Origin of the sequence: Nonomuraea sp. NPDC049750, assembly GCF_040659625.1 — a bacterium.
Lineage (GTDB): Bacteria > Actinomycetota > Actinomycetes > Streptosporangiales > Streptosporangiaceae > Nonomuraea.
Map to the genome: position 1 here is coordinate 59,672 of NZ_JBFANB010000020.1, position 23,103 is coordinate 82,774.

Below are 23,103 nucleotides of genomic sequence, written 5' to 3' on the forward strand. Positions count from 1 at the left end.
ATTTCGAACGATCGATAGATTAGGTGGGGGAGGTACGGCACTCCTGAGGTCGAGGGGCCGGCGCTCAGCGCAGGCTGGCCATCACGTGCTTGACCAGGGTGTAGTCCTCCAGCGAGTACGCCGACAGGTCCTTGCCGTGACCTGACTGCTTGAAGCCGCCGTGCGGCATCTCCGAGGCGAGCGGTACGTGGTCGTTGATCCACACGCAGCCGAAGCGCAGCGCCTTCGACACGCGCAGCGCCCGCCCGATGTCGCGCGTCCAGACCGAGGAGGCCAGGCCGTACGGCGTGCCGTTGGCCAGCCTGATCGCCTCCTCCTCCGCGCCGAAACGCTGGACGGTGATGACCGGGCCGAAGATCTCCCGCTGCACCAGCTCGTCGTCCTGCCGCAGCCCGGCCACGACCGTCGGCTCGAAGAAGAACCCGGGCCGCTCGGCCGCCCGCCCCCCGGTGACGACCTCGGCGTGGCCGGGCCGCCGCTCCAGGAAACCGGCCACCCGCTCGCGCTGGCGCAGGCTGTTGACCGGGCCGAGGGTCGTCCGCGGATCACTCATGTCGCCCATCACCCGTTGCCCGGCCTTGGCGGCCAGGCCGGCGACGAGGTCGTCGTACACGCGGGGGGCGGCCAGCACCCGGGTGGCCGCCGTGCAGTCCTGCCCCGCGTTGTAGAACCCGGCGCCGGAGATGATCTCCAGTGCCGCCTCCAGGTCGGCGTCGTCGAACACCACGACCGGCGCTTTGCCGCCGAGTTCGAGATGGGTGCGCTTGAGGGTGCGGGCCGCGTGCTCGGCCACCCATCTGCCGGTCTCGACCGACCCGGTGAGGGAGACGAGCTCGACGTCCGGGTGTTCGACCAGCGCCGCGCCGGGCTCGTTGCCGCCGGCCACGACGTTGAGGACGCCGGGCGGGAAGATGCCGGCGGCCAGTTCGGCGAGCTTGAGCGTGGTCAGCGGGGTCGTCGGCGCGGGCTTGAGCACGCTTGTGCAGCCCGCGGCCAGAGCGGGGCCGATCTTCCACACGGCCATCATCATCGGGTAGTTCCACGGCGTGATCTGGCCGACCACGCCCACGGGCTCGCGGCGGATCATCGAGGTGTAGCCGGCCACGTACTCGCCGGCCGCCTTGCCCTCCAGGCAGCGGGCGGCGCCGGCGAAGAAGCGCAGGTTGTCGGCCATGGCGCCGATCTCATCGCCGGTGACCACGTGCAGGGGTTTGCCGGCGTTCGCGGACTCCAGCCCGGCCAGTTCCGCGGCGTGCTCCTCGATCGCGTCCGCCAGCTTGAGCAGCGCGAGCGCGCGTTGTCCCGGGGTGGTCTCGGCCCAGCCGGGAAAGGCCGCCTTGGCCGCCGCCACCGCCCGGTCGACGTCCTCGGGCCCGGATCGGGGGGCCTGCGCGATCGTCTCGCCCGTCGCCGGATCGAGCACGGGCATCGTCGCGGCGGCGAGCGGTTCGGTGAACTCGCCGTCGATGAAGTTCCGCAGAACGGTCATGTCTCGCTCTCCAAACCGGCGCGCCGCCGCAGCTCCACTTTGTCGATCTTGCCGATGGGCAGCTTCGGCAGCTCGGCCGCCAGCCGGAACACCTTCGGCACCTTGTAGTTGGCCAGCCGCGCCCGCGCGTACTCGCGCAGCTCACCCGCCGTCACCGGCCCGGCCGCCACGACGAACGCGTGCCCGACCTCGCCCCAGCGCTCGTCGGGCACCCCGACCACGGCGGCCAGCGCGACGGCCGGATGCTCCTCGATCGCGGCCTCGATCTCGCGCGGGTAGACGTTGTAGCCGCCCGACTTGAACATCTCCTTGAGCCTTCCGACCAGGCGGATGTGGCCGCCCGGTTCCTGTACGGCCAGGTCGCCGGTGTGCAGCCAGCCCTCATCGTCGATCGCCGCCCTGGTCGCCTCCGGAGCGCGCCAGTAGCCGCGAGTGATGAAGTCGCCCCGGATGAGCAACTCGCCCGCCGCGCCGTCGCCGTCGGGAGCGCGCAGGGTGACCTCGTAGTGCGGATCCACCCGGCCCACGCTCCAGGCCAGCACCTCCAACGGGTCGTCCGGGCCGGTGTAGGTCACCGAACCGGTCGACTCGGTGAGGCTGTAGCTGGTGGCCAGGTGCGCGCCCGTCTTGGCCAGCGTCCGCAGCAGGCTGTGGGGCGCGGCGGCCCCGCCCCACACGATGTACTCCAGCGAGCCGAGGTCGCACTGCGACCACTCCGGCGTCCCCACCATCGCCAGCAGCTGCGTCGGAATGCAGTACAGGTGCGTCAGGCGCTCGCTCTCCACCAGGCGCAGGGCGCCGGCCGGATCGAAGCGCGGCATGTACACCACCGTGCCGCCGGCGGTGAGGATGGAGGTGCTGATGTCGCCGAGACCGCCGATGTGGTTGAGCGGCAGGTCGCACAGCTTGCGGGGCGCCTGGCCGTACCACCGTCCGGCCTGCACCACGCCGCAGTGGGCCAGCCCCCGGTGCGGGACGAGCGCGCCCTTGGGCCTGCCGGTGCTGCCCGAGGTGTAGATCATCGCCGCCGGGTCCAGCGGCCGGACCTGCTCGCGGGCGCTGGCCAGGTGCTCTCCCGGCTGCGCGGCGTCGAGGAAGTCCTCGTAGGACAGTGACAGCCCGTCCACCGCGCGGCCGCTGGTCACCACGCGCATCGGCGCCAGGCAGCGCAGCGCGTTCAGCGTCTCGGGCTGGGTGGCGTCGTCGAGCATGCCGAACAGCAGCGCCGGCTCGCTGTCGGCGACCACGTGGGACAGCTCGGCGAGGGTGTACTTGGGGTTCAGCCCCACCCAGATGCCGCCGATGCTCGCCGTGGCCAGGAAGACCACGAAGCATTCCGGCCGCGGGTGGCCGAGCAGCGCCACCCGGTCGCCGTGCCGCACGCCGGCGGCCAGCAGCGCGGCCGCGCACCGGTCGACGTCCGCGCGCAGCCGCTCATACGTCCAGCGGCCGCTGTGGCCGACGAGCGCCTCCCGGGCCGGACGATGGGTGGCCCAGTGGGTGACGTAGTCGGTGATGCGCGCCAGCTGCGGGAGGCTCATACCGGCACCGTCTCATGGGCCGGCGACAGCAGCCGCCTGGCGTTGCCGTGCAGCAGCGCGTCCAGCGTCTCGGTCCGCAGGCCGAGGCCATGCCACTCGCGCAGCGCCCGCAGGTGCGGGAAGACCGGCCAGTCGGTGGCGAAGAGCACCTGGTCGCGCAGGACCCGGTCCATGAAGCGCAGCATCGTCTCCCAGCCCGATCCCGGCACGCCGAGATACTTGGGGGCCAGGCCGCCGAAGTCGACGAGCACGTTGGGGTGACGCCGCGCCACGGCCACGATCTCCGGCACCCACGGCCACGCCCCGTGGCAGGCGATGAGCGTCGCCTCGGGGAAGTCGCAGGCCACCTGGTCCAGGCGGATGGGGCGTTCGGCCTCGATCGGGTGGCGGCGCGAGTAGTTGACGCCCGTGTGAATGGCGATCGCCAGCCCCAGCTCGATGGCCTTGGCGTAGAGCGGGTACAGCTGCCGGTCGTCGATCGCGTGGCCGAAGAAGGACGGCTGCACGTTGATCCCGGAAAGTCCCAGCGCGGCCACCCGCTCGACCTGGCGTACGGCGCGCATGATCGACAATGGGTCCAGCGTCACCGTCCCGAAGCCGGAGAAGCGGTCGGGCCGCAGCCGTACCTGCTCGGCCACCTCCTCGTTGAGGGCGTCGGCGTAGTCGCCGTGCTCGTACTCCGCGTGCAGCACGGCGTGCCCGACCCCGGCCTCGTCCAATTCGGCGAGCAGGTCGTCCATGCCCTTGTGCCAGCCGTCGCCGATGTCCAGGACCGCCTCGTACTGGGTGTAGACCTCGCCGCCGGCCGACAGCGGGGGGCGGGCGGCGCTGGGCACCCGTACGCGGAAGTCGATGATCGTCGAAGTCGGCGGGCCGGTCAGATCCATGTGGTGTTCCTCCTGAGGGGTGCGGCGGGGTCGTTCACCGGGACAGGCCGGCGGGCCTGCGGTGTCGCCATGGGTGGGCGCGTTCGAGCTGGCCGGCCAGGGCCAGGACGGTGCCGTCGCGCCATCGGCCGCCGATGAGCTGGACGCCGAGCGGCAGGCCGTCGCTCTGCTCCACCAGCGGGATGGAGATGGCGGGCAGGCCCAGCATGTTCGACAGGGCCGTCAGGGAGGCGGTCTCCTCCGCGCGCCGCAGCGGCAGCCACGGGTCGGCGTCCTGCCCCTGCCACAGGGCGCCCTCGCTCGGCGCCAGGACGGGGTTGGTCGGGGTCAGGACGACGTCGACGGCCTGCCACGCCCGGTACATCTGCGCCGAGCGCAGCTGCAGTTCGAGCATGGTCGTCACGTACGTCAGCGAGTCGGTCTCGCGGGCGGCCCGGCGAAGGGTGCGGTTCAGCGGCTCGACGGCGGACTCGTCCACGACCGCGCAGTCGGCCGAGCCCGTGGCGTACAGGATCTCGAAACGGGGCTGGAACCAGTCGGGGTCGAGCCCGGGAATGCTCTGCTCGACCACCTCGTGGCCGAGGTCGGCCAGCAGGTCGGCGGCCCGGCGGGCCAGCGCGGCGGCCGAGGGATGGACCTCGGCGGGGAAGGCGGGCTGCAGGTTGAGCCCGACGCGCAGCCGCCGCGGGTCACGCCCGGCCTGGCGCCGGTAGGGCTCCTCAGCCGGGGGAGCGCTGTACCAGGTGGATTGGGGGGCTGCCGCGAAGAGGTCCAGGATCGCCGCGGTGTCCAGCACGGTGCGGGTGAGCACCCCCTCGGTGGCGAAGCCCTCCATGTAGTGGGCGTCGGAGGGGACGCGGCCGCGGCTCGGCTTGAGCCCGACGAGCCCGCAGTAGCTGGCCGGCTCGCGGATGGAGCCCGCCCCGTCGGATCCGTGCGCCACGGGCAGCAGCCCGGCCGCCACGGCCGCGGCCGCGCCGCCGCTGGAACCGCCCGGGCTGCGCGTCAGATCCCAGGGGCTGCGGGTGACGCCGTGACGCGTCGACTCGGTGACCGACACGGTGCCGAACTCGGGCGAGGTCGTCGCGCCGACGAACACGAACCCCGCCTCCCGCAATGCCCTGACCGCCGGCGCGTCGGCGGCCATCACGCGGTGCTCGACGCCGTTGGAGGCGCTGCACAGCGGCCAGCCGCGTACCGGATGCAGGTCCTTGATCGCGATGGGGACGCCCAGGAACGGCGGCAGCGGCCCGCCCGCCGCCACCCGCGCGTCGGCCGCGTCGGCGGCCTGGCGGGCCCGCTCGTGGTCGAGGTGGCAGAAGGCGTTCAGCGCGGGATCGAGCGCGTCGATGCGCGCCAGGTAGCCTTCCAGCACCTGCCGCGCGCCGATCTGACCCGCCGCGATGCCTTCGGCCAGTTCGGTGGCGCTCGGCCAGCCATCTGGCCCGGTGCCGACCGGTTCCCCGAGCGCTGGGGTGGTTGCGGTCATCGTGTCTCCTTCGCTTCTTGAACGATGCGGCGGGCAGGGCGCCAGCCGGGGCCGGGGACGCTCGCGCGCAGCAGCCGCGTGTACGGATGCTCGGGCGCGTCGAGCACCTGGCCGGTGGGTCCGCGTTCGACGATCGAGCCGTGCCGCATGACGATGACCTCGTCGCTGACCTGGCGGACCACGGCGAGGTCGTGGCTGATGAACAGGTAGGCCACGCCGGTGCGCTCGCGTACCTGCGACAGCACGTTGAGAACCTGGGCCTGGATGGAGACATCCAGCGCGGCGACGGACTCATCCAGGATGAGGACGCGCGGTTCGGCGGCGAGCGCCCTGGCGATGGCCACCCGTTGGCGCTGCCCGCCCGACAGCCTGGCCGGCCGCGCCGCCATCTGGCGTTCGTCGAGTCCGACGAGGTCGGCCAGCTCCGCCACCCTGGCGCGCCGCCGCCCGCGATCCAGAGCGGTGTGCAGCCGCAGGACCTCCTCCACCGCGGCGGCGGGGCTCTGGCGCGGGTCGAGGCTGGCGTAGGGGTCTTGGAAGACGATCTGGACCTCGCCGCCGCGCCGGCGGCGTTCGCGCGCCGAGCGGGCCGGCTGGGAGCGGTCGCGGCCGCAGGCGGTGACGCGCCCGGCCGTCGGCCGTTCCAGGCCCACGATCATGCGGGCCACGGTGGTCTTGCCCGATCCCGACTCGCCGACGACGGCCAGCGCGCCGGCGGGCGGCAGCGAGAAGCTCACCTCCCCTACGGCGACGGCCTGCCCGAACACCTTGCGTAGCCCTTCGACCCGCAAGATCGCCTCACTCATGCGGCACCGCCCGCTCCTGGCGCAGCTCCTCGGCCCGCAGGCAGGCCACCTGCCCGCCCTCCAGGGGCCGCAGGTCCGGCCGGGTGTCGTGGCAGCGCTGCCGTACGTGCGCGCACCGGGTGGCGAACGGGCAGCCGTGCGGCGCCTCGAAGGCCGACAGCGGTCGGCCCGGGGTGGTCACCAGGCGCTCGGCCCGCCGCTCCAGGCTGGGGCGGGCGGCGCTCAGCGCCGCGGTGTAGGGGTGCAGCGGGTGCTGGTGCAGCAGCGCCGAGGCGCGCACCTCCATGACGCGGCCCGCGTACATCACCGCGGTCCGGTCGCAGACGGCCGCCGCGAGTTCGAGGTCGTGGGTGATGAACAGCATGGCCAGCCCGCGCTCGCGGCGCAGCTCGTCGAGGATGGCCATCACCTCGGCCTGGGTGGTGACGTCGAGCGCGGTGGTGGGCTCGTCGGCCAGCAGCAGGAGCGGCTCGGTGAGCAGCGCCGCCGCGATCATGACGCGTTGCAGCAGCCCGCCCGACAGTTCGTGCGGGTACTGCCGCAGCCGTCGCCGGCCGCCGGCCACGCCCACCTCCTCCAGCACGCCCACGGCGCGCTCTTCGGCGGCCCGCCGGGGGGTGCGCCCATGGGCGCGCAGGGCCTCGGTGAGGAAGTCGCCGACCGTGCGCACCGGGTTGATGTGCGCGCGCGGATCCTGGAAGACCATGGGCACGCGGCGGCGCAGCTCGCGCAGCGCGGGCCCGCGCAGTGCCGCGACGTCGGCCCCGCCGAAACGGATGCTGCCCTCGGCGTGCGCGCCCGCGGGCAGCAGGCGCACGATCGAGCGGGCCGTCATGGACTTGCCCGAGCCCGATTCGCCGACCAGGCCGACCGCTTCGCCCGCGCCGACGCTCAGCGACACCTGGCTGAGGACCGTCCTCGGGAGGCCTTGCAGCGGCAGCGTCACGGTCAGGCCCTTGATGTCGAGCAGGTCGCTCATGCGGCGGTTGATCGGGTCGCTCATGCGGTGCCTCCCCGGCCGGGCCGCCGCCAGCGCGACGGCCCGAAGGCCGCGCCCTGCCCGGAGTCGTCGGACAGCCGTTCGCCGAGCACGTTGAACGCCACGACCAGGACGACGATGCAGCCGCCCGCCAGCGACGACTCGGCGAGATAGCCCTGAAGGACGCCCGGCTGCCCGCCGGCGACCATGACGCCCCAGTCCGCGGCGGGCGGCCGCACCCCGAGGCCGAAGTAGGACACGATGGCCAGATCAACCATGGCGTACCCGAAGAACAGCGTGGCCTGGGCGGCGATGAGCGGCATGAGGTTGGGCACGAGGTGGCGCAGGCAGATCGCCACCGACCCGGCCCCCTGCACCTCCAGCGCCTGGACATAGGGTTTGCGGCGCTCGGCCAGAGCGGCGCTGCGCAGCAGCCGCGCGATGTAGGGGACGTAGGCCACGGAAAGGGCGAGCACCGCCGCGCTCAGGCCGGGACCGAAGACGGCCGCCACCAGCATCGCGAGCAGAACCCCCGGGAAGGCGAACACCACATCCAGGGCCGCCGACACCACGGAGTCCAGCCAGCCGCCGAACCAGGCGGCCGCGATGGCGATGAGCGTGCCCGCCGTCATGCTCAGCGCGACGACCCACAGCGGGCCCAGCAGCGAGGTCCGCGCGCCGGTCAGCAGGCGCGCCAGCAGATCGCGGCCCTGCCCGTCGAAGCCGAGCGGGTGCCCGGGCCCGGGTGGCGCGTAGGCGTTGGCCAAGTCGCTGGCGTCCGGGTCGGCCGAGGTCAGCGCCGGTCCGAGCACGGCCAGCACGACCGCCGCGACGATCACGACCGCGGCCGTCGTGCCGAGCACCCCCAGGCCGCCGCGGCGGCCCCTGCCCAGCAGCGCCAGCGCCGTCATGCTCGCCCGCCCAGCTTGATCCGGGGGTCCAGGAGCGCCGCCCCGACGTCGACCAGGGTGTTGACCAGGACGAAGGCGGTGACCAGTACGAGCGAGATGCCCTGTACGACGGCGAAGTCCTTGGACAGGGCGGCGCTGACGAGGTAGGCGCCCAGCCCGTTGAGGCTGAAGGCGCGTTCCACCACGGCCGCCAGCGCGATCATCGAGGCGACCGTCATGCCGGCCAGCGTGCTGATCGGGACGGCGGCGTTGCGCAGGGCGTGGCGGCGCACGAGCGCCGGGTAGGGCAGTCCCCGGCTGATCGCCGTCTGGACGTGTTCGCGGCCCATCTCCTGGCGCACGGTGGTGCGGGTGACCCGCGCGACGGCCGCGGTGGCGGATGCCGCCAGGGCCAGGGCCGGAAGGGTGAGATGCCGGATCCCCTCCCACAGCCCCGCGCCGTTGCCGAGGGCCGGCAGCCACCGCAGCCGTACCGCGAAGACGCCGATGAGGACGATCGCCGCCACGAAGGGCGGGACGGCCACCACCAGCGCGCTCGACATCACCACGATCGCGTCCACGACTCCCGGCCGAAGGGCCGCCAGCAGCCCGAGCGCCACCCCGCCGACCAGCACGATCAGGGCCGCGTAAAGGATCAGGGCGATGGTCGTGCCGGAGCGGGAGGAGATGAGGTCCGACACGTCCTGGCGCAGGATGATCGACACGCCGAGGTCGCCGCGCACGGCGTTGCCCAGCCAGGTGACGTACTGCACGAGGAACGGCTCGTTCAGGTGGTAGCGCTGCACGAGGACGGCTACGCTCTCCGGCGGCAGCGACCGGCCGCCCGAGAGGGTGGCCAGCGGGTTGCCCGGCGCCAGCGACAGCCCGGCGAAGACCACGAAGCTCGACACCAGCAGGGTCGCGGCCAGCATGAGCGCCCGTCGCATGAGGTAGGCGGCCATGTGCCTAGCCCACCGCCCCGAGCTTGCTCGCCCACGGGGCGAACAGGTGCTGGGAGGAGACTGTGGCGCCGGTGAGTTTGGCGTTCAGGACCAGGACGGTGTCCGGGGCGGCGATCGGGATCCAGGGCAGGTCCTTGGTCACGATCGCCTGCGCGCCTGCGGTGGCCTCGGCCCGCTGCCGCGCGTCGGCGCTGCCACGGGCCCGTCGCAGCAGGCTCGCCGCCTCGGGGTTGCGGTAGCGGCCGTAGTCCTGCGGGCCGCCCGGCAGGGTCAGTGTCGCGTAGAGGGCTCCGGGATCGGCCCAGTTGGGATAGTTGGTGGTGAAGAAGCCGTCGATGTCGGCGCGGGCCTTCGGATCGAGGAAGAACCCGCTGTAGGCGTCGGTGGACACCGCCTTCAACTCGGCCTTGAGGCCGATCTTCTCGGCCGCCGACTTGACCAGGTTGGCCTCGGTGGCCAGCTTGTTGAGCTCGTTGCTCATGCCGAACCGCACGGTCTTACCGCTCGCGCCGGCCTCCTGGATGAGCCTGCGGGCGCCGTCGAGGTCCACGCCGGGAGCGGGCAGCGCGTCCCAGGCGGCCTGGAAGACCTCGCGCTGGGCTCCCCAGGTGCCCGGGGTGGCGAGGGCGCGAGCCGGCTGGGCGCTGCCCTTGTACAGGGTGCGGATGTAGGACTCGCGGTCGATGGCCAGCGACAGTGCGCGGCGCACGCGCGGGTCGGCGAGCGGGCCCCGGCCCATGTCGGCGACGATGAGCGCGTCGATGAGGTAGGACGGGCCGTGGTAGACCTTGACGGTGCCGCTGGCGCGGATCTGCTCCATCGTCGACAGCGGCAGTTCGAGGTAGGCGCCGTCCACTTCCCCGGTGAGCAGCGCCGCCGTCAGCGTGGTCTCGTCGGGGATGCCCTTGAAGTCGATCCGCCGCACCAGCGGCGACTCGGCGCGGTTCCAGTAGCCGTCGTTGCGCACCACCGACAGGACGTCGCCGGTGCGCCACTGGCCGAGCTTGAAGGAGCCGGTGCACATGGCGCCGCCCTTCACCGTGCCGTAGTCCTTGCCCTTGGCCTGGACGTAGCGCTTGGAGACCACCATGCCCGGCATGTACGACAGGACGTCGCGCAGCCAGTAGTCCGGCTGCCTCAGCTTCAGGGTGACCTCCAGCGGGCCGCTGGCCTCGACCGAGGCCACCCGGTCCAGGACGGGCACCCAGTAGCCGCCGCCCTTGGGGTCGCGGTTGCGCTCGATGCTGAAGGCGACGTCGTCCGCGGTCATGGGGGAGCCGTCCCAGAACCGCACGCCTTCGCGCAGCGTCAGGACGGCGGTCTTCGGGTCGGGGAAGTCCAGCCGCGTGGCCAGGCCCGGCTCCACCGAGCCGTCCGGGCTCTGGCGGAACAGCGACTCGCACATGAGGCTCGTCACGGTGATCTCGGGATAGTCGCCCGCGGTGATCGGGTCGATCGAGGTGGTGCCGCGATACAGCGCCCAGGTGACGCTGTCGACCTGCCCGACCCCGGCCGGGGTGATCGTGACGAGGTCCTTTCGCGGTGTGCCGCCCGGGGCCGGCGTCGAGGCGGCGCCGTTGTCGCGGTAGCAGCCGGCCGCCAGTATCGCCAGCGCCACCGCGGTGGCCGCGACGGTCTTTGTCCGCACGCGTTGCATCTGAACCACCCATCGTCAAGCTAAGTAGTCGAACGATCGCTCAAATAAATGCCTACGTCAAGGCATGACTTCTCTAAAGGGATGCTTCGACCTCGCCCAGCGCCTCGCCGAGGACGTCGAGGAACATCTCGCAGTCCGCCCCGCTCAGCACCAGGGGCGGCTTGATCTTGAGCACGTTGTCGTCCGGTCCGTCCGTCGAGACCAGCACCCCGCGCGCCTTCACCGCCTCCTTGACCGCGCTCGCCTGCGCGCCGGCCGGCCGCCGATCGTCCAGGCTCAGCTCCACGCCGAGGAACAGCCCCTCGCCCCGCACGTCCCCGATCAGCCGATGCCGCTCCTGCAGCCGGCGCAACCCGCCGAGCAGCTGCTCGCCGCGCCGGCGCGCGCGGGCCTGCAGCCCCTCCTCACCTACGACGTCGAGCACGGCCAGCCCGATCTCGGCCGAGACCGGGTTGCCGCCGAAGGTGTTGAAGTACTCCATCCCGGTCTCGAACGAGCGCGCGATCTCCGGCGTCGTCACCACGGCGGCGAGCGGATGACCGTTGCCCAGGGGTTTGCCGAGCGTGACGATGTCGGGCACGACGCCCTGTAACTCGAACCCCCAGAAGGTCCGGCCCACCCGTCCCAGCCCCACCTGCACCTCGTCGGCCACGCACACCCCGCCGGCCCGCCGCACATGCTCGAACGCGCCGCGCAGGTAGCCGTCGGGGTAGACGATCTGACCGCCGCAACTCTGCAGCGACTCGGCGAAGAACGCGGCGGGCCGGCGCCCGGCCGCCGCCAGCCCGGCCAGCCGCTCGGCGACCGAAGCTGCGTAGCGCGGGCCGAGATCGCCGTCGCGTCCGGCGCGCAGCCGGCCCCGGTAGGGATCGGGCAGTTCGCAGACGTGGGTGGTGTCCGGCCGGCCGCGCCCGCCAGGTCGGTTGAACTTGTACGGGCTCAGGGCGATCTGCGAGCTGAGATGGCCGTGGTAGGCGTGGTCGAGGACCAGGACGTCCTCGGCGCCCGTATGCGCCGTGGCCAGCCGCAGCGCCAGGTCGTTGGCCTCGGAGCCGGAGTTGACGAAGAAGCAGACCCGCAACGGGTCCGGCAGCAGCTCCACCAGGCGGCGGGCGTACTCCACGACGGATTCATGCAGATACCGGGTGTTGGTGTTGAGCCGGGCCGCCTGCCGACGGCCCGCGGCCACCACCCGGGGATGGCAGTGCCCCACATGGCAGACGTTGTTGACCAGGTCCAGCCACGGCCGGCCGGAGGCGTCGAAGAGATAGGCGCCCTCACCCCGCACGATGTGCAGCGGCTCGCGATAGGACAGGCTCATCGCCCGGCTGAGGTTCGTCCGCCGGCGCGCCGCGATGGCGGCCGTCTGCCGCCGTGGCCGCGCCGCGCCGCCCGCCCGGCCGTGGAGCAGGCCGGGGTCGATGCTGACGGCGGTCCACAGGTCCGCCTCGTCGGCGGGCGCGGTGTCCGGGATGCCGGCTCCCATGCCGAGCAGGTGGGTCAGCAGCTGCACGCGTAGCGGCGCCGCCTGGCCGGTGCTCCCCAGGCGCGCGCCCGGTCTCGTTTCGCCGCCGGGAGTCAGGTGCGTGATCGAGTCCGGGTCCAGGTGCCGGTAGAGGGTCCAGAACGGTACGCCGCCGCCGGTGCGGTGTTCGAGCACGACGACCCCGGTGCCGGGCCGCACGCTGTGCACGAGCGAGGGGAGGGGGCACCGCACCGTGACGCCCTCGCCGGCGGGCAGGTCGCCGCCCAGATTGATCTCCGGACGCTTTCCGGGCGGCGTCGTGGACCGCTCGCCGTAGCGAGCCGATGCGGCGGCGTCTTCTGGGATGACGTCCTCTGGCGCGGTGTCCTCTGGCGCGGTGTCCTCGTCCAGCAGGGGCACCGGGCGGGCGGCGCCGGACTCGAAGTGCTGGCGTACGGCGCGGGCCAGCGGGTTGGGCGCGAACCCGACCGCCTCGCGCAGCCGGAAATGGGCCAGATCCGGGCTGGTCCCGGCCAGCCGCCGCAGCACCTGTGTCACGCCGTGCCGGCTGACCAGCAAGTACGCGTTGGCCGGGTCGCCGGCGTGCTGGTGGGCCGACAGGCACACGCTCATCGCCAGCCGGGTGCGCATCAGGTCGAACAGCACCTCCAGCTCGGCCGGCCGCAGCGGCGACACCTCGTCGTACCCGCTCACCAAAGGCAGCACCGCCCGCAGCGGATCGGCGTGCCCCTGCATCGCGTACGCCCCTGCCACCGCCAGCCCGCAGATGCGCGGGTTCCACGCCACGTCACCGAAGTCGATCAGCGCGGCCACCTCGCCGGCGTCGTCCACCAGGATGTTGAGCTCGTTGGCGTCGTTGTGGATCACCTGGTGGGGCAGTGCCGCGACGCGCGGCGCGACATGCGCGCCGTAGCGGTCGAACACCTCGCTCACCAGCGGCCGCAGCTCGCCGTCCAGCAGCGGCGCGTGGCCGGCGACCGCGGGGGCGGCGGTCAGGTTCCACACCAGCTCGCGCCGCATCCCGGGGTGGGTGAAGCCGGCCAGCGCCTGGTCGACGGCGGCCACATGACGGCCCAGGTCGCGCAGGCGCCGCGCCGTCGGCTCGACCTGCGTCCAGGGGCGGCCGGCCAGCCAGGTGAGCACCCTGGCCGTACGCGGGCCGTCGGCCCACGAGGCGGCGGCCGAGCGGCGTCCGTCCAGGCTCGCCACCACGCGCGGGGCCGGTGGCGCGCCGGCCTGTCCGGCCAGGTGCAGCAGCACGGCGTCCTGCAGGGCGAGCTCGGCGGGGTCGGTGTCCGGCGCGTGCAGCTTGAGGACGTAGCGCTCGCCGCCGGCGGTGCTGACCTGGAAGTTGCGGTCCTTCTCTCCTGGCAGCGGCGTCAGCCTGCCCTCCAGGCCGTAGAGATCGCGGGCGAGAGCGGCGGCCTGCTCCAGCTCGCCGTCCGAACGCGGGTCCGGTTCGCTCGCCGAGCTCGGGTCCGGCTCCTCACCCGACCTCGGGTCCGGCGCGCCGCTCGAACGCGGGTCCAGCTTCTCGCCCGACCTCGGGTCCGGTGCGCCGTCCGAACGCGGGGACGACGTGGCCCGCCGCCCGTCCTCATGGTGCGTACGCGTCACGTCGCTCTCCCCCTCAAGGCCGGTATGTTGTCGAACGATCGCTCAAATTAGTGGCGATGTCAAGACACTGGCGGGCCCGCGCGCTCGCGGGCCCGCAGGTCACGCTCCGCTCGGCTTGCGGCGCGGCTCGATCGCCAGCTCGACCCGTTCGAGCAGCAGCTCGGAATCGGGGATGGTCAGATCGCGCACCTCAAGCGGCCGCCCGTCGCGGTTGGCGCCCATCAGCGCGAGCCCCATGTCGGCGAACCGCTCACACAGCTGCGCGATGTCCAGCTCCCCGCCGGGGCGGTACCAGTGCGCGATCCCGGTCGCCATCTGCAGCAACGCCAGCCGCGCGACATTGCCGCGATCCTTGAACACGCCGGCCCGGACGCCGGCCTCCAGGGTGTCGGCCCACACCTTCTCGTAGGCGTCACGCAGCCGCAGGATGTCGCGCCGGGCCTGCCCGGTCAGCGCCTGGAACTCATGGTCGGCCACCTTGGCGGCGCGCGGATTACGCGCGTGGAAGGCGACGTGCACGGCGATGAGCGCGACCAGCCGCTCGGCGGGGTCGTCGATGTCGCGGACCGTCTCCTCGCTGCCGGCCGCCAGCACCTCCATGACCCGACGCGTGACCGCCTCCAGCAGCTCGTCCTTGGAGGAGGCGTAGTAGTACATCGCCGACACGGCCACCTCCGCGGCCACGGAGATGTCGCGGATGCCCGTGCCGTGGAAGCCTCGCTCGGAGAACAGCCAGCAGGCGGTGCGCAGCAGCCGCAGCTCCGTGCGGGCCGACTGAGCCCGCCGCGCGGACGTCGCCTTCATCCGGCCGCCCTTCGTCTGGCGGCTGCCGGCCGTCTGGTTGCCCGTCTGGTTGGTGGTGGCCATGGCGCCGACTATCCCATAGCCAGGACGGTCGCGGGGTTGGCGACGGTCACCATCATGATCTCGCTCTCGCGCATCCCCATGCGGCGCATCAGCGGGATGGCGCTGTCGAGGATGTGGGTGTAGCCGGGGCCGCCGTAGCGGCGCAGATAGACCTTCTGGCAGATGTCCTGCGCGATCAGCAGGCGCTGGCCGTAGCCGGCCTCGATCAGCCGCCGCAGCCATTCGATCCGGGTACGGTCGTTGGGCCGGCGCGCGTCGGGATTGAAGGCGTAGTAGCTGGACTCCTGGCCGAACAGGTCGAGCTCCAGATAGCAGCCCGTGCCCGCGAGCTCCAGCAGGTCATCGGGGCGCCACAGCGTACGGTCGAGATGGGACATGATCACGCGGGCCGGATCGCCGCCCGCCTCGACGACCGCGCGCATGGCCCGCAGCGGCGCCTCGGGATGGCGTCCGGGATGGATCTGCAGCGGCGCCCCGGTCGACACCTGCGCTTGGCAGGCGGCGCGCAGCACCTTGTCCTCGGCAGGATGCACCGGCCAGCTCAGGCCGATCTCACCGATGAGCCCGGCGCGGACTCCGGTGTCGCCCACGCCGTCGCGCACGTCCGCGACGATCTCCGCGCTGATCGCCGCCACCGAGGCGTCGGCCAGCCCCGCCGGATGGTAGTCGCGGCAGTAGTAGCCGCTGCCCATCACGATGTGCACCCCGCTGGCACGAGAGACCCGGGCCAGCCCGAGCGGGTCGCGGCCGAGCCCCACCGAGGAGGAGTCCACCACCGCGCCGCCGCCGGCCGCGCGGTAGAGGGTCAGCTCCTCGGTGGCGTCCTGCTCGGAGTGCAGCCGCAGGTTGTCCACGTTGAGGACCGTACGCCGGATCCAGTCGTAGTTGTCCAGCCGGACGGGCTCGGTGACCCGGGCGCGCACCGACGCCGGGAGCTCCTTGCCGATGCCGCTCCCGCCGCCGTCTCCGGCCACAGGCTGCAGACCCCAGGGCTGGATGATGGCCGACATGTCGCTCAGGACGTGTTCGTGTGGCTGGGTGTGCCCGAGCGCCGAGGGGTCGACGTCCCCGAGCACGGTACGCACACGACGAGCCGGTAGTGCCGGAAGCTCCGCCATGCACGTTATTCTATCGATCGTTTGTACAAACAATCAACGCGGCAGGCCGCCACACTGGTCTGGGTCGCACTTCGGTCGGATCGCTGCCCTGGGCCGCTGGGCTGGGCCGGTGAGTCGCAGGGCCGCTGGGCCGCTGGTCTGGGTCGTGGTGCGGGCGTTAGAGGAAGCTCACGTTCTGGGCGAGGGTCAGCTGGTCGGAGTAGTTGACGGTGCCGGTCGCGCGGCGCATGTAGGCGCGCCAGGAGTCCGAGCCGGACTCGCGCCCGCCGCCGGTCTCCTTCTCGCCGCCGAAGGCTCCGCCGATCTCCGCGCCTGAGGTGCCGATGTTGACGTTGACGATGCCGCAGTCGGAGCCGTCGGCGGCCAGGAACCGCTCGGCCTCCCGCAGGTCCCGGGTGAAGATGCTGGAGGACAGCCCCTGAGGCACGTCGTTGTTCAGGGCGATGGCCTGGCTCAGTGTCCGGTAGGTCTGCACGTACAGGATGGGCGCGAAGGTCTCCTCCCGGACGATGCCCGACTGCGCGCCGCTGCCCGGCTGTGCGTCGATGTCGATGCGGACGATGGCGGGCTCGGCGTAGTAGGCGGCGGGGGCGGCCTCGGCGAGCCGGCGCCCGCCGCCGGTCAGGATCTGGCCGCCCTCGGACCGCGCGGCGCTCAGCGCCCGCCGCATCGCCTCGTGCGCCTGAGCGGAGATGAGCGGCCCGACCAGGGTGGTGTCATCGAACGGGTCGCCGATGGGCAGCTTCGCGTAGGCGGCGGTGAGCCGGTCGATCAGCTCGCCGGCGATGTCGGTGTGCGCGATGAGCCGGCGCAGGGTGGTGCAGCGCTGCCCGGCGGTGCCGGCCGCGGCGAACACGATGGCGGAGGCGGCCAGGTCGAGGTCGGCCGACGGGGTGACCACGGCGGCGTTGTTGCCGCCCAGCTCCAGCAGCGAACGCCCGAAGCGGGCGGCGACCCGCGGCCCGACCTGGCGTCCCATGCGGACCGAGCCGGTGGCGCTGACCAGCGCCACCCGCCGGTCGTCGGCCAGCCGCTCCCCGATGGCGCGCTCGCCGAGCAGCAGCCGGTGCACGTCACGGGGCATGCCGCTCTCGGCCGCCGCCACGGCCAGCAGCCGGTCGCAGGCCAGAGAGGTGAGCGGCGTCAGCTCCGACGGCTTCCACACGACGGTGTCGCCGCAGACCAGCGCTATGGCGGTGTTCCACGCCCACACGGCGGCCGGGAAGTTGAACGCGGAGATCACGCCGACGACGCCCAGCGGGTGCCAGGTCTCCGACAGCCGGTGGCCGGGCCGTTCGGAGGCGATGGTGCGCCCGTACAGCTGGCGCGACAAGCCGACCGCGAACTCGCAGATGTCGATCATCTCCTGGACCTCGCCGAGCGCCTCCGAGCGGATCTTGCCCGCTTCGATGGTGACGAGGTCGGCCAGGTCGTCGCGGTGCTCGCGCAGGAGCTCGGCGAGCCGGCGTACCACCTGGCCGCGGCGGGGGGCGGGCACCGTACGCCATGCCAGGAACGCCTCGTGCGCGGCCCCGATCGCCTCGTCGGCGTCGGCGGGCGTCGCGGCGGTGAGGCCGAGCAGGGTCTCGCCGGTGATCGGCGTACGGGCGTGCAGGACGTCGCCCTCCTTCGGGGTGACCTCCAGGCGGGCCAGGATGTCGAGGGCGCGCCGGCGCAGGACGCCGGTGGCGGGCAGGGTGGTCGTGGTCATGAACGGCTCTCCGTCGCAGTACGAGGTCGGGCTCGGGGGTCAGGTGATCTCGGGCAGGCCGAGAGCGCGGGCGGCGTCCTCCAGCGAACGCCGCTGCCGGCTCTCGTACAGGGTGAACGGGTCCAGCACCTCGGCCCCGATGGCGCCGGCCAGCCAGTCGCTGTCGTAGTCGGCGGCGGCGCGGCTGTCGTCCCTCAGGCCCTGCCCGGTGAGGTTGGACTGGAAGATCCCGGCCGCCGAGCGGGGCAGGAAGTCCTCGTAGACGATGGGCTCGGCGCGTACCCAGCCGTGGTCGATCAGGTCGGCGAGCCCGCTGCCGGGCCGCCGCCCGTCACGCGGGCGATCCGGCACCGTCCGATAGGTGAAATACGCCAGCCGCTCGATCGCCAGATCCCGCTCCGTCGCGGGAAACTCCCGCTCCCAGAGGGCTGCGCGGTCGGCGGTGTGGGCGTCGGCTCTGGCTTGCAGGTCGTCGTAGCGTTCGCGGCCGGTGCGGGTCAGCGCGATTCCGCGCGCCTCCACCTCGCCGAAGCGCACCCGCAGCGATCCCGTGGTGAGGCCGCCGTCAGGCCGGCGCAGCGCGCGCGGCTCGGCCAGGGCGCGAAAGGAGGTCTGGCGCAGCAGTACGTCCGGACCGGACCAGCGCGGCGGTCCCTGGATCTGGTCGATCATGGTGATGCCGCGCTCGGTCATCCGCGCGTACAGCTCGTCGATGTCGAGTACGCGCGGCGTCAGGTGGTTGATGTGGGTGCTGGTCACGCCGCCGATGTCGGCCGCGACCGCCGAGACCCGTTCCAGGGTCTCGTACCAGGCCTGGTCGATCGGCTCCCGGCCCAGCGCGAACGCCTGGACGGCCAGGTGCGTGAAGCGTTCGGCCTGCTCGCGCGGCAGTTCGCGCTCGCGTCCGGCCCGATCGGCCAGCTCCAGCAGCTCCGGCGGGAACAGCCGCCGCGCGGCCAGGAACCGCTCCAGCCGCTGACGCAGATCCGGGTCGAAGAAGCGGGGATCGGCCGGGGTGAGCATCGAGGTGAAGACCCGGAAGGGATCGCCGGCCAGCTCGTCGGCCGCGATGGGACGAAAGGCGGTCGAGACCACGGGCACGGCGCTGGCGGCGGCCTCCCGCAGGTCATAGAACCCGACCGGGCGCATCCCCAGCGCCCCGAAGATCCGCGCGACCTGCCGCAGCTCGGCCGGGGTGCCGACGCGGATGGCGCCGTGCCGTTCGGCGGTGACGCGCTCGATGGAGCCCAGCCGCTCGGCGCCGGCTCCCGCCCGCCGCAGCACGCCGTCGTTGACCTTCTGGGAGACCTCCACCAGCGTCCGGTAGGCGGGCACCTCCTGCCCGTACATCTCCGACAGGCGCCGCGCGAACGCCGCGCGCAGCCGCCCTTGAGAGACCATGACCATGCGTTATCTCCTCCAGGTACGGATGGCTTTGTCCACGATGGAGGCGATCCCGGGTGAATCCAAGCCCCAGCAGACCGATAGATTTCCCGCCAAAGCCCAAGCACTGCTTAGGGTGCTCTACTGGCGGCGCGGAGTCGGCATGATCAAACCCCTGCATCTGCTCACCCTGCGAGAGGTGTGCCGGACCGGATCGTTCGCGCTGGCGGCGCGCGAGCTCGGCTACACGGCCTCGGCGGTGTCGCAGCAGATCGCGGCGCTGGAGAAGGACACCGGGCTGGAGCTGTTCGAGCGCGAGGCGCGCGGCGTGCGCAGCACCGCGGCGGCGCACCGGCTGGTCGAGCTGAGCCAGCGGGTGCTGGCCACGCTGGAGGATTTCGGCTACGAGGTGCGCGAACTGGCCGCCGGCACCACCGGCCGGCTGCGGCTGGGCAGCTTCCCCACCGCCAGCGTACGACTGGTGCCGCCCACCCTGTCGGCCTTCACCCGCCGCTACCCCCGCGCGGAGATCCTCCTGGAGGAGGGCGAGCCCGAGGAGCTGATCCCGCGGGTGATCGACGGCGCCCTGGACCTGGCGCTGGTCTATGAGTACGGCCTCACCCCGCGGCAGTGGCCCGACGGCCTGGCCGCCCACCACCTGCTGCGCGAGGACCTGCTCCTGCTACGGCCCCGCGGTCATGCCCTGGGCGCCGAGCTGTCCGAGCTGGCCCAGGAGCGCTGGATCACCAGCCGCGAAGGCACCGGCGGCGCCCTGTCCCTGGCCCGGCTGTGCGCGGCGGCCGGGTTCGTGCCCGCGGTCACCTTCCGCAGCAACAACTACGACGTGGTCCGCCACCTGGTGGCCGCCCGGCTGGGGGTGGCGGTGGTGCCCGCTCTGGGCCATGTTCGCGACGATCGCGTCGTGGCGACGCGACTGGACCTGCCCGCCGCCCACCGCACCGTGGTCGCCCTGCACCGGGAGGCCAACGGCAACCCCCTGCTCGCCGACGCCCTGCAGACCCTGCGGCAGGCGGCCGGGCCGCACTTGAACCAAGACTGAGGCACGAGCGGCTACCAGCGGATGAGCGCGGTCAGCTCCTGTGCGAACGCGGCATCAGCGATGAGCGGGCACTATCCCTGCGGCCCGCTCAGGAGGGCGGCCAGCATGGCGATCTCGCGCTGCCTCGGCGTCAGGCCCGGGACGTTGAGGTCCATCAGCGCGAGCGGGCGGGCGGTTGCGGGAAGGCGGGAGGGGCGGTACGCTCACTTACTTGGCACTTCGAGCCAAAGCTATATACAAGCCTCCCGTTAGGAGTATACCAGCGAATGGCTAATCGTCAAGATGCTCTCGCGGAAGCCCTTGACGTCGAGCAGGGGACCGTGTCCATGCTCTACGGCAGACTCGACGCGGCGCGTGAGCGGGCGCGGACGGTGCTGCGTGAGGTGTACGGCCGGGGCGGCGCGCTGGGTACCCGCCAGGCCAGGCTCGAGCGCGAGGTGAGCGCCTCGGAGCAGGCGCGGCGGCTGGCGCAGCTGGACGGGGTCGAGCGCGGGCTGTGCTTCGGCCGGATCGACGACAGCGGCGGCGAGACCACCTACATCGGCCGGATCGGGCTGCGCGATGAGGAGCACGAGTCGGTGCTGATCGACTGGCGCGCCCCGGCGGCCCGTCCGTTCTACGTGGCCACGGCCAGCGATCCCGGCGCCCTGCTGCGCCGCCGTCACCTGCACACCCGCGAGCGCACGGTGGTGGGCCTGGATGACGAGGTGTTCGACCTGGAGCGGATGAGCGAGGGCGAGCGCCGCACCCTGGTCGGCGAGGCGGCCCTGCTGGCGGCGCTGCGCCGGGGCCGCACGGGACGCATGGGTGACGTGGTGGCCACCATCCAGACCGAGCAGGACCGGGTGATCCGCGCCTCCCTGCAGGGGGCGCTGGTGGTGCAGGGCGGTCCCGGCACCGGCAAGACGGTCGCGGCGCTGCATCGCGCCGCCTACCTCCTCTACACCCACCGCGACACGCTGGAGCGGCGGGGGGTGCTGGTGGTGGGGCCCAACCCGATGTTCCTGCGCTACATCGGCCAGGTGCTGCCGGCCCTGGGCGAGACGCAGGTGGTGATGTCGACGGTGGGGGAGTTGTTCCCCGGGGTGCGCGCGGTCGACGTCGACGAGCCGCAGGCGGCGGTGGTCAAGGGCGACACGCGGATGGCCGAGGTGGTGGCGGCGGCGGTGCGTGAGCGGCAGCGGCTGCCCGAGGGCGATCTGGAGGTGCTGCTGGACGGCCGGGTGCTGCGGGTGCCGCGCGCGGTGTGCGTGGCGTTGCGCGAGCGGGCGCGGGCGGTGCGGTTGCCGCACAACATGGCGCGCAAGCTGTTCGTCACCGAAGTGCTGAAGGAGCTGGCGCGGGCCGAGGCGCGGGCGGTGGAGGAGGCGCTGCGGCTGGCGGAGATGGAGTTCGAGGATCCGGAGCTGGCCGAGCCGCTGGATCTGGAGCGCGATCTGGACGAGGTCGATCTCGCGCTGGCTTCCGCGCGGCTGTGGCAGGAGCCTGCGATATACCAGGCGGTGGAGGGGTTGTGGCCGGAGCTGACGCCGCAGCGCCTGATCGGGGAGCTGCTGGCCTCCCCGGAGACGCTGTGGCAGGTCTCGCCTCCGGGGCTGGAGTGGCGGGCGCTGGTCCGGCCGGCGGACTCGCCATGGACGGTCGGCGACGTTCCGCTGCTGGATGAGGCGGCCGAGCTGCTGGGCGAGGACGACTCGGCCGACCGGTCGGCCTCGCGGCAGGCCGAGGGCGAGTGGGAGGAGCAGGAGCGCTACGCCCAGGAAGTGCTGGTGACCACCGGTCTGCTGGAGGAGGGCATCTTCGACCGGGCCGACGTCCTGGCCGATCGCCACGCCGACACCGGCCTGGACCTGAGCACCGCCGAGCGGGCCGCGGCCGACCGCCAGTGGGCCTACGGTCATGTGATCGTGGACGAGGCGCAGGAGTTGTCGGCGATGGCGTGGCGGATGGTCATGCGCCGGGTTCCGGCCCGCTCGCTGACGGTGGTGGGCGACATCGCCCAGACGGGTTCGGCGGCGGGCGCGCGCTCGTGGGGCGAGGTGCTGGATCCTTATCTGCGTGGCCGCTGGCGGGAGGAGCGGCTGCTGGTCAACTACCGGACGCCGGCGGAGATCATGCGGGTCGCGGCCGACGTCCTGCGTGTGGTCGATCCGTCCCAGAGTGTGCCGGAGTCGGTCAGGGACGGCGAGGCCGAGCCCCGCGCGGTCCGTACGGGCCTGGCCGGGCTGCCCGCGCTGGTGGCCGAGGAGCTGGCGCTGATCGGTGAGGGCCGCCTGGCCGTCCTCACCCCGGACGCCGCTCATGCGGAGGTGGCGGCGCTGCTGCCGGGCGGCGGCGACCTGGAGGCGCCGGTGGTGGTGCTGACGGTGACCCAGTGCAAGGGGCTGGAGTTCGACGCCGTCATCGTGGTGGAGCCGGCGGTCATCATGGCGCAGTCGCCGATGGGCGGCCAGGACCTCTACGTGGCGGTGACCAGGGCCACCCGCCGCCTGACGATCACCCACGAGAACGACCTGCCGCCGGTCTTGTCCCACATGTCCAAAAAATCTACTTTGTAAAGGCGTTCGGGCGGGGGCAAAAACCCAAACACACAATCGAATAAATACCCTCATTTAGGCCCAAGGGGCTTACGGAGGGTTACGGGTAGAGCTGGTCGGCGACCTCGCGGACGCGGGTGGTCACCTGCAGCAGGCAGCGCAGGGTCTCGGTGTCGAGGTGGTCCATGATGCGCCGGTAGTGCTCCAGGCCGACGTCGTTGATCTCGGCCAGGAGTTCGGCGCCCGCGTCCGTCAGCTCGACCCGGCGCACGCGCCGATCGTGGGGGTCCTCGCGCCGGCTGACCAGCCCATGGCTGACCAGCCGGTCGACGATGCCGGTCACGGTGCCCAGGCCGACGCCGAGGTCGTGGGCGAGCTCCTGCCCGGAGGCCGAGCCGGTGTGGGACAGCAGCATGACGACCTTGAGTTGCCGCATGGTGAGGTTGGAGGTGAATAAGGCGGACTGGGTCTGGCTGAGGGCTCGCCCGAGGCCGCGCTGGGTCTCGGTGATCCGGCGGATCAGGTCTTCGCGTTCGTTGTCCACACTCACCTCTCGCTTCCTGAGAAGGTTATCAGGAAAGCCAAGGCAGCTTAAATATTCGTACAAGGCGAAGTGTTAGTCTG

Annotated in this window: 17 protein-coding genes; 2 read left to right on the forward strand and 15 right to left on the reverse strand. The window is 72.6% G+C overall.

The window, feature by feature from the left end:
• Window positions 1-64: 64 nt before the first annotated feature.
• The 14 genes from AB0J16_RS38985 to AB0J16_RS39050 form a co-directional block, all read right to left on the reverse strand.
• Window positions 65-1,489 (reverse strand): gamma-aminobutyraldehyde dehydrogenase, encoded by a 1,425-nt coding sequence (locus tag AB0J16_RS38985; protein ID WP_358549455.1) that lies wholly within the window; start codon window positions 1,487-1,489, stop codon window positions 65-67.
• Complete coding sequence (locus AB0J16_RS38990; protein ID WP_358549458.1) at window positions 1,486-3,030, reverse strand: class I adenylate-forming enzyme family protein; 1,545 nt, start codon at window positions 3,028-3,030, stop codon at window positions 1,486-1,488. Before AB0J16_RS38990 ends, AB0J16_RS38985 begins: the two co-directional genes overlap by 4 nt.
• Window positions 3,027-3,917: an amidohydrolase family protein gene (locus AB0J16_RS38995; protein WP_358549461.1), complete on the reverse strand. Its 891-nt coding sequence runs from the start codon at window positions 3,915-3,917 to the stop codon at window positions 3,027-3,029. The genes AB0J16_RS38990 and AB0J16_RS38995 overlap by 4 nt, the downstream gene beginning before the upstream one ends.
• Window positions 3,918-3,951: 34 nt before the next feature.
• Window positions 3,952-5,406 carry an amidase gene (locus AB0J16_RS39000; RefSeq protein ID WP_358549463.1) on the reverse strand — a complete coding sequence of 485 codons (1,455 nt, stop codon included), beginning with the start codon at window positions 5,404-5,406 and terminating at the stop codon, window positions 3,952-3,954.
• Window positions 5,403-6,212, reverse strand: a complete 810-nt coding sequence (locus AB0J16_RS39005) for an ATP-binding cassette domain-containing protein (RefSeq protein WP_358549466.1) — start codon at window positions 6,210-6,212, stop codon at window positions 5,403-5,405. The genes AB0J16_RS39000 and AB0J16_RS39005 overlap by 4 nt, the downstream gene beginning before the upstream one ends.
• Complete coding sequence (locus tag AB0J16_RS39010; protein WP_358549469.1) at window positions 6,205-7,215, reverse strand: ABC transporter ATP-binding protein; 1,011 nt, start codon at window positions 7,213-7,215, stop codon at window positions 6,205-6,207. Before AB0J16_RS39010 ends, AB0J16_RS39005 begins: the two co-directional genes overlap by 8 nt.
• Window positions 7,212-8,102 (reverse strand): ABC transporter permease, encoded by an 891-nt coding sequence (locus tag AB0J16_RS39015; RefSeq protein WP_358549472.1) that lies wholly within the window; start codon window positions 8,100-8,102, stop codon window positions 7,212-7,214. The genes AB0J16_RS39010 and AB0J16_RS39015 overlap by 4 nt, the downstream gene beginning before the upstream one ends.
• Complete coding sequence (locus AB0J16_RS39020) at window positions 8,099-9,043, reverse strand: ABC transporter permease (protein WP_358549475.1); 945 nt, start codon at window positions 9,041-9,043, stop codon at window positions 8,099-8,101. The genes AB0J16_RS39015 and AB0J16_RS39020 overlap by 4 nt, the downstream gene beginning before the upstream one ends.
• Window positions 9,044-9,047: 4 nt before the next feature.
• Window positions 9,048-10,691 carry an ABC transporter substrate-binding protein gene (locus tag AB0J16_RS39025; protein ID WP_358549478.1) on the reverse strand — a complete coding sequence of 548 codons (1,644 nt, stop codon included), beginning with the start codon at window positions 10,689-10,691 and terminating at the stop codon, window positions 9,048-9,050.
• An 82-nt stretch (window positions 10,692-10,773) separates the two neighbouring features.
• Window positions 10,774-13,803, reverse strand: coding sequence for an aminotransferase class III-fold pyridoxal phosphate-dependent enzyme (locus AB0J16_RS39030; protein WP_358549481.1), 3,030 nt, complete (start codon window positions 13,801-13,803; stop codon window positions 10,774-10,776).
• A gap of 99 nt (window positions 13,804-13,902) precedes the next feature.
• On the reverse strand, window positions 13,903-14,670 hold the full coding sequence (locus tag AB0J16_RS39035) for a TetR/AcrR family transcriptional regulator (protein WP_358549484.1): 768 nt from the start codon (window positions 14,668-14,670) through the stop codon (window positions 13,903-13,905).
• Window positions 14,671-14,678: 8 nt separating this feature from the next.
• Window positions 14,679-15,788, reverse strand: a complete 1,110-nt coding sequence (locus AB0J16_RS39040) for a hypothetical protein (protein WP_358549487.1) — start codon at window positions 15,786-15,788, stop codon at window positions 14,679-14,681.
• Window positions 15,789-15,945: 157 nt separating this feature from the next.
• Window positions 15,946-17,499, reverse strand: a complete 1,554-nt coding sequence (locus AB0J16_RS39045; RefSeq protein WP_358549489.1) for an aldehyde dehydrogenase family protein — start codon at window positions 17,497-17,499, stop codon at window positions 15,946-15,948.
• Between the two features lie 39 nt (window positions 17,500-17,538).
• A complete protein-coding gene (locus AB0J16_RS39050; RefSeq protein WP_358549492.1) occupies window positions 17,539-18,906 on the reverse strand; it encodes a VOC family protein in 1,368 nt (455 codons plus the stop codon).
• A gap of 139 nt (window positions 18,907-19,045) precedes the next feature.
• Here AB0J16_RS39050 and AB0J16_RS39055 point away from each other — a divergent pair, with 139 nt between their 5' ends.
• Both AB0J16_RS39055 and AB0J16_RS39060 read left to right on the forward strand, forming a co-directional pair.
• Complete coding sequence (locus AB0J16_RS39055; RefSeq protein WP_358549495.1) at window positions 19,046-19,942, forward strand: LysR substrate-binding domain-containing protein; 897 nt, start codon at window positions 19,046-19,048, stop codon at window positions 19,940-19,942.
• Window positions 19,943-20,208: 266 nt separating this feature from the next.
• Window positions 20,209-22,500: an ATP-binding domain-containing protein gene (locus tag AB0J16_RS39060; RefSeq protein WP_358549498.1), complete on the forward strand. Its 2,292-nt coding sequence runs from the start codon at window positions 20,209-20,211 to the stop codon at window positions 22,498-22,500.
• 79 nt (window positions 22,501-22,579) lie between these two features.
• Here AB0J16_RS39060 and AB0J16_RS39065 read toward each other — a convergent pair whose 3' ends face one another.
• Window positions 22,580-23,029 (reverse strand): MarR family transcriptional regulator, encoded by a 450-nt coding sequence (locus AB0J16_RS39065; RefSeq protein WP_358549501.1) that lies wholly within the window; start codon window positions 23,027-23,029, stop codon window positions 22,580-22,582.
• Between the last annotated feature and the right edge of the window lie 74 nt (window positions 23,030-23,103).

Excerpts from the sequence above, each read along its gene's own strand:
- AB0J16_RS38990 (WP_358549458.1), bottom strand. The coding sequence starts at position 3,030 with ATGAGCCTCCCGCAGCTGGCGCGCATCACCGACTACGTCACCCACTGG.
- AB0J16_RS38985 (WP_358549455.1), bottom strand. The coding sequence starts at position 1,489 with ATGACCGTTCTGCGGAACTTCATCGACGGCGAGTTCACCGAACCGCTC.
- AB0J16_RS39015 (WP_358549472.1), bottom strand. The coding sequence starts at position 8,102 with ATGACGGCGCTGGCGCTGCTGGGCAGGGGCCGCCGCGGCGGCCTGGGG.
- AB0J16_RS39050 (WP_358549492.1), bottom strand. The coding sequence starts at position 18,906 with ATGGTCATGGTCTCTCAAGGGCGGCTGCGCGCGGCGTTCGCGCGGCGC.
- AB0J16_RS39035 (WP_358549484.1), bottom strand. The coding sequence starts at position 14,670 with ATGGCCACCACCAACCAGACGGGCAACCAGACGGCCGGCAGCCGCCAG.
- AB0J16_RS39005 (WP_358549466.1), bottom strand. The coding sequence starts at position 6,212 with ATGAGTGAGGCGATCTTGCGGGTCGAAGGGCTACGCAAGGTGTTCGGG.
- AB0J16_RS39020 (WP_358549475.1), bottom strand. The coding sequence starts at position 9,043 with ATGGCCGCCTACCTCATGCGACGGGCGCTCATGCTGGCCGCGACCCTG.
- AB0J16_RS39060 (WP_358549498.1), top strand. The coding sequence starts at position 20,209 with ATGGCTAATCGTCAAGATGCTCTCGCGGAAGCCCTTGACGTCGAGCAG.
- AB0J16_RS39040 (WP_358549487.1), bottom strand. The coding sequence starts at position 15,788 with ATGGCGGAGCTTCCGGCACTACCGGCTCGTCGTGTGCGTACCGTGCTC.
- AB0J16_RS39000 (WP_358549463.1), bottom strand. The coding sequence starts at position 5,406 with ATGACCGCAACCACCCCAGCGCTCGGGGAACCGGTCGGCACCGGGCCA.
- AB0J16_RS39055 (WP_358549495.1), top strand. The coding sequence starts at position 19,046 with ATGATCAAACCCCTGCATCTGCTCACCCTGCGAGAGGTGTGCCGGACC.
- AB0J16_RS39010 (WP_358549469.1), bottom strand. The coding sequence starts at position 7,215 with ATGAGCGACCCGATCAACCGCCGCATGAGCGACCTGCTCGACATCAAG.
- AB0J16_RS39045 (WP_358549489.1), bottom strand. The coding sequence starts at position 17,499 with ATGACCACGACCACCCTGCCCGCCACCGGCGTCCTGCGCCGGCGCGCC.
- AB0J16_RS38995 (WP_358549461.1), bottom strand. The coding sequence starts at position 3,917 with ATGGATCTGACCGGCCCGCCGACTTCGACGATCATCGACTTCCGCGTA.